Genomic DNA, 9,597 nt, shown 5'->3' on the forward strand with positions numbered 1-9,597 from the left:
CCGGCACTCCCCTCCAGGGGTGCCGGGCGCTCGTGCGTGCGGGGCGCCTCAGCCGAGGGGGCGCACCAGCAGCAGCGCCAGCAGGGCGGCGAAGCCGGCCGAGACGGGCAGGGTGAGCATCCAGGCCAGGACCATCGAGCGGGCCACGCCCCAGCGCACCGCGGACCACCGCCTCGTCGCGCCCGCCCCGGCGATGGCCGAGGCGATCGTCTGGGTCGTGGAGACCGGCGAGTGGTAGCCGAGCGCGGCCACGTACAGCACCGCGGAGGAGACCGCCTCGGCGGCGAAGCCGCGCGCGGGGTCCAGGTCGATGATGCGCCGCCCCAGGGTGCGCATGATGCGCCAGCCGCCCGCGTAGGTGCCGGCGCTGATCACCACCGCCGCGGCGACCTTCACCCAGACCGGGATGGAGAAGTCCTCGTCGCCGTGCAGGCCGCCGGCGACGAGGGCGAGCACGATGACGCCCATCGTCTTCTGCGCGTCCTGCAGGCCGTGGCCCAGCGCCATGGCGGAGGCCGAGACCGTCTGCGCGAGCCGGAAGCGGCGGTGGGTGGGCGCCGGCGCGGAGCGGCGGAAGGCCCACAGCACGGCCAGCATCGCGGCGTAGGCCGCGGCGAAGCCGGCCAGCGGCGAGAGCACCATGGGCACGACGACCTTGTCCAGGACGACGCCCCAGTGCACGGTGGCCCCCGCGACCAGGCCCGCGCCGGCCAGCGCGCCGATGAGGGCCTGGGAGCTGGAGGAGGGCAGCCCGAACCGCCAGGTGATGAGCTGCCAGGTGATCGCCCCGGTGAGCGCGGCGAGCAGCAGCCACAGCGCGTCGGGGCCCAGGCCGATGTCGATGATCCCCGAGCCGATGGTCTCGGCGACCCCGGTGCCGAGGAAGGCGCCGACGAGGTTGCACACCGCCGCCAGCACGACCGCGACGTGCGGGGTCAGCGCCCGCGTGGAGACGGAGGTGGCGACGGCGTTGGAGGCGTCGTGGAAGCCGTTGACGAAGTCGAAGCCGAGGGCGATCGCGACGACGGCCACGACCAGGACGAGCACGAGGTCCACCGAGCTCAGGACTCCTTGACCGCGATGGTCTCCACGGTGTGCGCCACGCGCTCGAAGGCGTCGGCGGCGCTCTCCAGCGTCTCGACGATCTCCTTGTGCTTCATGATCGCGATGGCGTCGTACTCGCCGCCGAAGATCGTGGCCAGCAGGCCGCGGCGGATCTGGTCCGCCTGGTTCTCCAGCCGGTTGACCTCGACCCAGTAGTCGGTCAGGTCCCGCGGGGAGCGCAGCCGCGGCATGGCCTCGCACGTCAGCTCCGCCTGCCGGGTGATCACCTGCACGAGGTCGCCCACCGCGGCGGGCAGCGCGCCGACGCGGTACAGCACGACGAGGTCCACGGCCGCCTGCAGGCGGTCCAGGCAGTCGTCCAGGCGCGAGGTCAGCCGGTAGACGTCCTCGCGGTCGAAGGGCGTGATGAACGAGGAGCCGAGCTTGCGCAGCACCGCGTGCGCCGCCTCGTCGCCGGCGTGCTCGAGGGCCTCCATCCGGCGGGCCAGCTCCTCGCGGCGCAGCTGGTCGCTGCCGAGGAACTCGGTGAGGACGGCCGTGGCCTCCACGAGGATCTCGCCGGTGCGGGAGAACAGCTCGAAGAAGCCGTCGTCCCGGGGGGTGAGTCGAAAACGCACTGGGGCTCCGCTGACGGTCTGCTCGGGCGGGCCGGCGGTGCCGGCCCCGGAGCGGACTCTAGGCGCTCGCGGCGCCGCCACCGGCATCGAGGCGCCGGTCGCGTCCCCCCGCCGGGGGACGGCTCACCCCTGCTCGGGCGCCTCGTCGACGCCCAGCACGCGGTCCAGGTCGCTGTCCGCCAGCGGCCCGTCGCTCTCCGACGCGGCGACGACGACGTCCGCGTACAGCTCGATCTCCTCGGCGAGGACGTCGTCGGCCAGCGGGCCGGCGGCGGGCTCCGGCACGGGGCCCTCCCGGTCGGGTGAGGCGGTCATGGTGCCGCCCACGGTACGCGGGCGCGGGCCGGCGCGAGCGCGAACGGCCTCACGGGACCCCCGGCGTGGCGGGCACCGCGGCGGGGGCGGGCGGGGAGGCCGCCCCGGAGCCCGACGGGGAGGCGGAGGCGGAGGCGGTGGCGGTGGGCGGCGCCAGGGCCGGGCGGTCCGCGTCGGTCAGCACGGTGCGCTGCAGGCTCACCTGCGCCAGGCCCAGGCCGCCGACGGTGACCTCGTCGTAGGCCAGCAGCCGCCCGTCGTCCTCCCCGCCGGCGCCGAAGTGCAGCAGGGTCGCCGACAGCGGCACCGGCGCGCCGTCGGCCAGCCGGTCCAGACCCGCCGAGGTGATCCCCGCCCCGCCGGTGCTGCCCTCGACCATGACGCGGGTGCCGGAGGAGTCCAGGGTCACGCTGCGGCGGTGCAGGTGCCCGGCCAGCACCAGCGGCACCCGCCCGAGCAGGGGCTCCAGGCCGCTGGGGTCGTGCACGAGCGCGACGTCCACCGGGTCGTCGGGGTGCTGCGCCTCCCACTCGGCCACCCCCGCGGCCAGGACCTCGTTGGAGCGGCGCTGGACGTCCTCGGCGGCGCCGGAGGCGGCGGCGCCCTCGCCGTCGGGGGTGAAGACGGGGTCGCCGGTGCCGGCCACGCGCAGGCCGGCCACCTCGGCGGTGCGCCCGCCGTCCAGGACCACGGCGCCGGGCTGGGCGGCCACCGCCGCCTGGGTCAGGGTCGAGTCGTGGTTGCCGCGCACGAAGACGTAGGGCACCCCCAGGGCGCCGATGCGGCCCAGGAAGGAGGACTCCGCCTCGGTGCCCCAGGTGGTGATGTCGCCGGTGTCCACGACCGCCCGCGCGCCGAACTGCCGCACGAGGTCCTCGGTGAGGTCCAGCCCCAGGGGGTTCAGGTGCAGGTCGGAGACGTGCAGCACGGTGGTGACGTCCGGGCCCAGGCCGTCCCCGGCGCCCTGCCCGTCGCCCAGGACCGGCAGGTTGCCGCTGACGGCGTAGAGGGTGCTGACGCTGCGGACGATGTCGGACAGGCCGCTGCGGTAGGACTCCAGCCGCTCCAGGGCGTCCTGGGTGCCCGAGACGACGTACGGCGCGCGCGAGAGCAGGCCGGTGAAGCTCGGCTGCTGCAGCGCGGCGGGGTCCAGGGTGGCGGCGGTGGCGCCGCCGGTGGCCAGCAGCACCACCAGGCACGTCGCACCGGTCTGCAGGGCGCGCCGGCGCGCGCGGTAGACGACGACCCCGGCCAGCACGGCGCCGCCGACCCCGCACGCGGCGCTGTACGCGGCGGCGCGCACGGTCGCGGCGCGCACGGTGTCGGGGGCGGTCAGCTCCAGGCCCAGGAGCTGCTGCGGGGATCGCACCAGCCGGCCGGCGGCGTCCAGGTCGACGGACTCGATGCCCGCGGTGACCACCAGGGGCGCGCGGTGGGTGTCGAAGGTGACCTCGCCGACCGGCGGCAGCTCGATGCGCACCCCGGGGTGCAGGCTGGGGCGCACCCGCACCTCGGTGCGCAGCGGGCCGACCCAGGTGTGGTGCCCGGGGGCCAGGGCGAAGCCGGCGGCGGCCCCGGCGCCGGTGACGGCGAGCACGCCGGCCAGGGCGAGCAGCCGCCGCAGGGCGCGCGCGGCGCGCGGAGGCGGTCGCCACCGGCGGCGCGCGGGGGCGGCTCCGGTGGCGGGGTCGTCGGTGGGGGCCATCACCCCCGATCCTCGCGCAGCCGCGCCGGGGGCGCCGCCCCGACCGCGACCGGGGGCGGTCGGCGCGTGTCCGCGCGGGCGCGGCGGGTACGGGGAGGGCATGAGCACCCAGAGCACCCAGAGCACCGAGGGCTTCCGCGACCTGCGCAGCGCCGAGCCGGCCGGGCGGCCGGGCCCGGCGGTCATCACCGGCTCCGAGTCCGGCATCGGCCGGGCGATCGCGGTGGAGCTGGCCCGCCGCGGCCACGACGTGGGCGTCACCTGGTTCCGCGACGAGTCCGCCGGGGAGGAGACCGCGCGCCGGGTGCGCGAGCTGGGCCGGCGCGCGGAGGTGCGCCACCTGGACCTGCGCGACCTGCCGGCGGCCGCGGAGGTCGTCGACGAGCTGGCCGAGGCCCTGGGCGGGATCGAGGTCCTGGTCAACGACGCCGGCACCGGCACCTCCACGCCGCTGCTGGAGCTGTCCTTCGAGGACTGGCGCGAGGTGATCGCCACCGACCTGGACGGCGCGTTCCTGTGCCTGCAGCGCGCGGCGCGGCGGATGGTCGCCGCCGGGCGCGGGGGGCGGATCGTGAACATCACCAGCGTGCACGAGCACCAGCCGCGGGTGGGCGCGGCGCCGTACTGCGCGGCCAAGGGCGGCCTGGGGCTGCTGACGCGCACGGCGGCGATCGAGCTGGCCGAGCACGGCATCACCGTCAACGCCGTCGCGCCCGGGGAGATCGCCACGCCGATGACCGGGCAGGAGGACCAGGACCCGCACACCGAGGAGCGCCCCGGGGTGCCGCTGCGCCGCCCGGGCGACGCCCGCGAGATCGCGGCGGTGGTGGCGCTGCTGTGCTCGCCGGAGGGCTCCTACGTCACGGGCGCCTCGTACGCGGTGGACGGCGGGATGCTGCAGATGGGGCCGATGGCCGGCTCGCACCTGACCTCCGACGACTGGCGCCGGCCCTGAGCCGGGCGCGCCGCGGGGCCGGCGGGGCGGGGCCGGTCGGGCGAGGCCGGTGATCCTGTCTTGACTGATTCCAGTCTGGACTGGTGGGATCGGGGCGTGGACGCGGCGGACAGGGTGCGGGCCCGGGGCCTGCGGGCCACCCGGCCCAGGGTGGTCGTGCTCGACGTGCTCGACGCCGCCGCCCGCGGGGGCGAGCACCTGGCCGTCGCGCAGATCGCCGACCGGGCCCGCCGGGAGCTGCCGGGCGTCTCGACGCAGGCCGTGTACGACTGCCTGGACGCGCTGACCCGCAGCGGGCTGGCGCGGTGCCTGGAGCCGGCCGGGCACCCGGCGCGCTACGAGTCGCGCGTCGGGGACAACCACCACCACCTCGTGTGCCGCGAGTGCGGCCGCACCGTCGACGTGGACTGCACCGTCGGCCACGCCCCCTGCCTCGTCCCCTCCGACACCGCCGGTTTCGCGGTGGAGGAGGCCGAGGTGCTCTTCTGGGGGCGGTGCCCGCAGTGCCGCTCCACGGACCCCGACCCCCACCCCGACGAGCACGCAGAAGAACGACGAGAGGAAGTGCGATGACCGACGTCGCCAGCCAGCAGTCCGCCCCGGGCGACGACCGCCCGGTGCTGACCAACCGTCAGGGCCACCCGGTCTACGACAACCAGAACCAGCGCACCGTCGGCGCCCGCGGCCCGGCCACGCTGGAGAACTACCAGTTCCTCGAGAAGATCAGCCACTTCGACCGCGAGCGCATCCCCGAGCGCGTCGTGCACGCGCGCGGCACCACCGCGTTCGGGTACTTCGAGGCCTACGGCACCTTCGGCGACGAGCCGATCTCGAAGTACACCCGCGCGAAGCTGTTCCAGGAGAAGGGCAAGCGCACCGACCTGGCGATCCGCTTCTCGACCGTGGCCGGGGGGCGCGACTCGTCCGAGGCGCTGCGCGACCCGCGCGGCTTCGCGGTGAAGATGTACACCGAGGACGGCAACTGGGACCTGGTCGGCAACAACCTGGGCGTCTTCTTCATCCGCGACGCGATCAAGTTCCCGGACTTCATCCACTCCCAGAAGCCCGACCCGGTCACCTTCGACCGCCAGGTGCCCAACCGCGTCTTCGACTTCGCCAGCCAGACCCCCGAGTCGCTGCACATGTTCACCCTGGTCTTCTCCCCCCGCGGCATCCCGGCGAGCTACCGCACGCAGCAGGGCTTCGGCGTGAACACCTACAAGTGGGTGAACTCCGAGGGCGAGACGGTGCTGGTCAAGTACCACTGGCACCCCAAGCAGGGCGTGAAGAGCTGGACCTCCGCCGACGCCGCGGCCGTGCAGGCGCAGGACCTCGGTCCGCACACCCGCGACCTCTACGCCGCCATCGACGCGGGCGACTACCCCGAGTGGGAGCTGCTCGTCCAGACCATGAGCGACGACGAGCACCCCGAGCTCGACTTCGACCCGCTGGACGACACCAAGGTGTGGCCCGAGAACCTCTTCCCGCTCACCCCGATCGGCAAGATGGTCCTCAACCGCAAGCCGGTGGACTTCTTCACCGAGAGCGAGCAGATCGCCTTCGGCACCGGTGTGCTGGTGGACGGCCTGGACTTCTCCGACGACAAGATGCTCGTCGGGCGGACGTTCTCCTACTCCGACACCCAGCGCTACCGCGTCGGCCCGAACTACCTGCAGCTGCCGGTGAACCAGGCGAAGAACGCCGCGGTCCGCACCAACCAGCGCGACGGGCAGATGGCCTACCACGTCGACGGCGGGGGCGAGAACCCGACGGTGAACTACGAGCCGTCGATCATCGGCGGCCTGCGCGAGGGCACCTACCCCACCCACGACGAGCAGGGCCCGGTCATCTCCGGGCGCCTGACCCGCAAGCGCATCCCGCGCACGAACGACTACCAGCAGGCGGGCGAGCGCTTCCAGCTCTCCGAGGACTGGGAGAAGGACGAGCTCGTCGCGAACTTCGTCGACGCGCTCTCGCAGTGCATCCGCCCCATCCAGGAGCGCATGGTCTGGCACATGTTCATGGCCGACGACGAGTACGGCCGCCGCGTCGGCGAGGGCCTGGGCATCACCGCCGACGACGTCCGCCACCTGGAGCCGCTGCAGACGCAGACCCTGACCGAGGAGGAGCTGCAGCGCGCGGCCAACCTCGGCAAGAACGGCCCGCGCGACGTCACCGGCCTGGTGATGACCCACGCCGTGCCGAACGAGCGCGACGTGCGCGCCTGACGGCGGTCCCCGCACCGCGACGGGCGCCGCCCCCTCCGGGGGGCGGCGCCCGTCGCCGTTCCCGGGCGCGCACACGGGCACGGGCACGGGCGCGGCGGGGCGGGGCGGGGTGCTCAGCGCGCGGCGGCGTGCGCCTCGCGGGCGCGCTGCACCTCGCCGGCGCGCTCCTCGAGCAGGTCGGCCAGCGCCCGCAGCCGCTGTGCGACGCCGGCGCCCAGGGGGGTCAGCTCGTACTCCACGCGCGGGGGGATGGCGGTGACGACCTCGCGGGTGAGCATGCCGTCGCGCTCCAGGGCCTGCAGGGTCTGCGAGAGCATCTTCTCGCTGACCCCCTCCACGCGGCGCCGCAGCGCGTTGAAGCGGTAGCGCCCCTCCCCCAGCGCCAGCAGCACCAGGGAGGCCCAGCGGCCGGTGACGTCCTCGAAGGCGGCGCGGGAGGTGCAGCCGCGGGCGAAGACGTCCACGACGAGCTGCTGGGACGGGTCCTCGCCGGCGCTCACCCCCCGATGGTAGGCACCCGCCGGAACAACCGGCGCTTTCGGAAGGTTAGTGCCCGCGGAAGACGCAGCACGCACCCGAGGAGAGCACCATGACCACCTTCGCCGTCACCGCCGCCAGCGGCAGGCTCGGCCGCCTCGTCGTCGAGGCCCTGCTCGAGCGCGGCGTCGCGCCCGGCGACGTCGTCGCCCTCGCGCGCACCCCCGCCAAGCTCGACGACCTCGCCGCGCGCGGGGTGCGGGTGCGCCGCGCCGACCACGCCGAGCCGGCCACCCTGGGCCCGGCGCTGGCCGGCGTGGACCGCCTGCTGCTGATCTCCGGCGACGCCCCCGGCCAGCGGCTGGCCCAGCACTGCAACGTGGTCGACGCGGCGGTGGCCGCCGGCGTGCAGCGCCTGGCCTACACGAGCATCCTGCGCGCCGGCACCACCGGGAACCCGCTGGCCCCCGACCACCGGGCCACGGAGGAGGCCATCGCCGCCTCCGGGCTGGCGCACACGCTGCTGCGCAACGGCTGGTACACCGAGAACTACACCGACCGGCTCGGGCAGCACCTGAGCACCGGCGAGGTCGTCGGCTCCACCCGCGACGGGCGCGTCTCCGCCGCCACCCGCGCCGACTACGCCGCCGCCGCGGCCGCCGCGCTGCTCGACGACGGCGCCGGGGACCGCGTCCACGAGCTCGGCGGGCCCGCCTTCACCCTCGCCGAGCTGGCCGCGACCATCACCGAGGTCACCGGCACGCCGGTGGCCCACCGCGACCTGAGCACCGAGGAGCACGTCGCGCACCTGCGCGCCGCGGGCCTGGACGAGGGCACCGCGGGCTTCGTGGCCGCCCTGGACGCCTCCACCGCGCGCGGGGAGCTGCACACCACCAGCGAGGACCTGCAGCGCCTGATCGGCCGCCCGGCCACCGGGCTGGCCGACGCGCTGCGCGCCGCGCGCGCCTGAGCGCGCCGCGCGGCCGTGCTCCCGCGCGGCAGCGCGGCCGTGCGGGAGCGCGCACCGGGGGCGAGGCTGGGGGCGATGGACACCACGGCCCGCCCCCGCCTGCCCCGGCTGCCGCTGGGCGCCGCCTTCCCGCCCCCGCCCGGCCCGGGCGCGCCCGGCGACCCCGGGGTCTGCGCCCCCGGCGCCTTCCGGGAGGTCACCGCCGAGCGGGCCGTCGTCCTGGGCGGGCCGGCCGCGATCCTGCTGCAGGTCGCCCACCCGCTCGTCGCCGAGGGCGTGGCCGTGCACAGCGACTACACCGCCGGCCCGGCGCACCGGCTGCTGGCGACGCTGCAGGCCGCGCTGACGGTCACCTTCGGCGACACCGAGCAGGCCCGCGCGGCGGCCCGGGAGGTCGGCGCCCAGCACGCCCGGGTGCGCGGCACCACCCGCGCCGCGGTGCCCGGCACGCCGGCGGGCACCCCGTACCGCGCCGGCGACCCGGACCTGGCGCTGTGGGTGCACGCGACGCTGGTGTGGACGGCCCGCCGCGTCGCCGAGCGCTACCTGGGCCGCGTCCTGGACGCCGCCGAGCGCGAGGAGCACTGGCGCGGCTCGTGGCCCTTCGCGCGCCTGTTCGCGGTGCCGCAGGCGGTGCTGCCGCCCACCGCCGCGGACTTCGAGCGCTACTGGGAGCGCAGCGTCGCCGGCCTGGTGGTCACCGACGCCGCCCGCACCGTCGCCGGCGGCATCCTCACCCAGCGCACCCGCCCGCCCCTGCCGGGCGTGGCGGCCCTGGCCCGCAGCGTCACCGCCGACCTGCTGCCGCCGTCCGTGGCCGACGCCTACGGCCTGGCGCGCACCCCCGGCCGCCGCGCCGCCGCCGGCGCCGCCCGCGCCCTGCTGCGCACCGCCCGGCCCGCGCTGCCCGACCGGGTGGCGCGGTGGCCGCACGCCGCCGTCGCCGAGCGCCGGCTGGCGGCCGCCCCCGCCGCACCGGCCCCGGCCGCGGGCTGACCCCACGGCGCGCCGACGCCCGCCGCGCGCCGACGCCCGCCGCGCGCCGACGCCCGCCGCGCGCCGGTCCCCGTCCCTCGAGGGGATGCCTCAAGCGCGCGCACGGCCCGCCGATGGGGAGGGGTCACCCCGCGCCGCGGGGTGCGTCCGCCCGAGGAGGCCCCGTTGAGCACGACGACCCCGCCCGGGGGGGGGGGGGGGGGGGGGGGGGGGGGGGGCGGGGGGGGGGGGGGGGGGGGGGGGGGTGGGGGGGGGGGGGTGGGTGGATT

General features: G+C 76.6%; 10 protein-coding genes. 5 read left to right on the forward strand and 5 right to left on the reverse strand.

Going from position 1 to position 9,597, the window contains the following annotated elements; genetic code table 11:
* Nucleotides 1-48: 48 nt before the first annotated feature.
* The 4 genes from ACRYR7_RS21855 to ACRYR7_RS21870 form a co-directional block, all read right to left on the reverse strand.
* Nucleotides 49-1,056: an inorganic phosphate transporter gene (locus ACRYR7_RS21855; RefSeq protein ID WP_432574225.1), complete on the reverse strand. Its 1,008-nt coding sequence runs from the start codon at nucleotides 1,054-1,056 to the stop codon at nucleotides 49-51.
* A gap of 5 nt (nucleotides 1,057-1,061) precedes the next feature.
* Nucleotides 1,062-1,682, reverse strand: coding sequence for a DUF47 domain-containing protein (locus tag ACRYR7_RS21860; protein WP_432574226.1), 621 nt, complete (start codon nucleotides 1,680-1,682; stop codon nucleotides 1,062-1,064).
* A gap of 123 nt (nucleotides 1,683-1,805) precedes the next feature.
* On the reverse strand, nucleotides 1,806-1,997 hold the full coding sequence (locus tag ACRYR7_RS21865; RefSeq protein WP_432574227.1) for a hypothetical protein: 192 nt from the start codon (nucleotides 1,995-1,997) through the stop codon (nucleotides 1,806-1,808).
* 49 nt (nucleotides 1,998-2,046) lie between these two features.
* Nucleotides 2,047-3,702 carry a metallophosphoesterase family protein gene (locus ACRYR7_RS21870; protein ID WP_432574228.1) on the reverse strand — a complete coding sequence of 552 codons (1,656 nt, stop codon included), beginning with the start codon at nucleotides 3,700-3,702 and terminating at the stop codon, nucleotides 2,047-2,049.
* Nucleotides 3,703-3,802: 100 nt separating this feature from the next.
* Between ACRYR7_RS21870 and ACRYR7_RS21875 the strand changes: the two genes are divergently transcribed.
* The 3 genes from ACRYR7_RS21875 to ACRYR7_RS21885 all read left to right on the forward strand — a co-directional run bounded on the left by ACRYR7_RS21875 (nucleotide 3,803) and on the right by ACRYR7_RS21885 (nucleotide 6,885).
* Nucleotides 3,803-4,657, forward strand: coding sequence for an SDR family oxidoreductase (locus tag ACRYR7_RS21875; RefSeq protein WP_432574229.1), 855 nt, complete (start codon nucleotides 3,803-3,805; stop codon nucleotides 4,655-4,657).
* Nucleotides 4,658-4,753: 96 nt separating this feature from the next.
* Nucleotides 4,754-5,230, forward strand: a complete 477-nt coding sequence (locus ACRYR7_RS21880; protein WP_432574230.1) for a Fur family transcriptional regulator — start codon at nucleotides 4,754-4,756, stop codon at nucleotides 5,228-5,230.
* Nucleotides 5,227-6,885 carry a catalase gene (locus ACRYR7_RS21885; RefSeq protein ID WP_432574231.1) on the forward strand — a complete coding sequence of 553 codons (1,659 nt, stop codon included), beginning with the start codon at nucleotides 5,227-5,229 and terminating at the stop codon, nucleotides 6,883-6,885. Before ACRYR7_RS21880 ends, ACRYR7_RS21885 begins: the two co-directional genes overlap by 4 nt.
* 113 nt (nucleotides 6,886-6,998) lie before the next feature.
* Here ACRYR7_RS21885 and ACRYR7_RS21890 read toward each other — a convergent pair whose 3' ends face one another.
* Nucleotides 6,999-7,385 carry a winged helix-turn-helix transcriptional regulator gene (locus ACRYR7_RS21890; protein WP_432574232.1) on the reverse strand — a complete coding sequence of 129 codons (387 nt, stop codon included), beginning with the start codon at nucleotides 7,383-7,385 and terminating at the stop codon, nucleotides 6,999-7,001.
* A gap of 89 nt (nucleotides 7,386-7,474) precedes the next feature.
* On the opposite strand from ACRYR7_RS21890, the gene ACRYR7_RS21895 reads away from it, so the two are divergent.
* Together ACRYR7_RS21895 and ACRYR7_RS21900 are read left to right on the forward strand one after the other, a co-directional pair.
* On the forward strand, nucleotides 7,475-8,332 hold the full coding sequence (locus ACRYR7_RS21895) for an NAD(P)H-binding protein (RefSeq protein ID WP_432574233.1): 858 nt from the start codon (nucleotides 7,475-7,477) through the stop codon (nucleotides 8,330-8,332).
* A 75-nt stretch (nucleotides 8,333-8,407) separates the two neighbouring features.
* Entirely contained in the window at nucleotides 8,408-9,328 is a 921-nt protein-coding gene (locus ACRYR7_RS21900) for an oxygenase MpaB family protein (RefSeq protein WP_432574234.1), read from the forward strand.
* Nucleotides 9,329-9,597 lie beyond the last annotated feature (269 nt).

The sequence above is a fragment of the Kineococcus gurbantunggutensis genome, from assembly GCF_050871925.1.
Lineage (GTDB): Bacteria > Actinomycetota > Actinomycetes > Actinomycetales > Kineococcaceae > Kineococcus.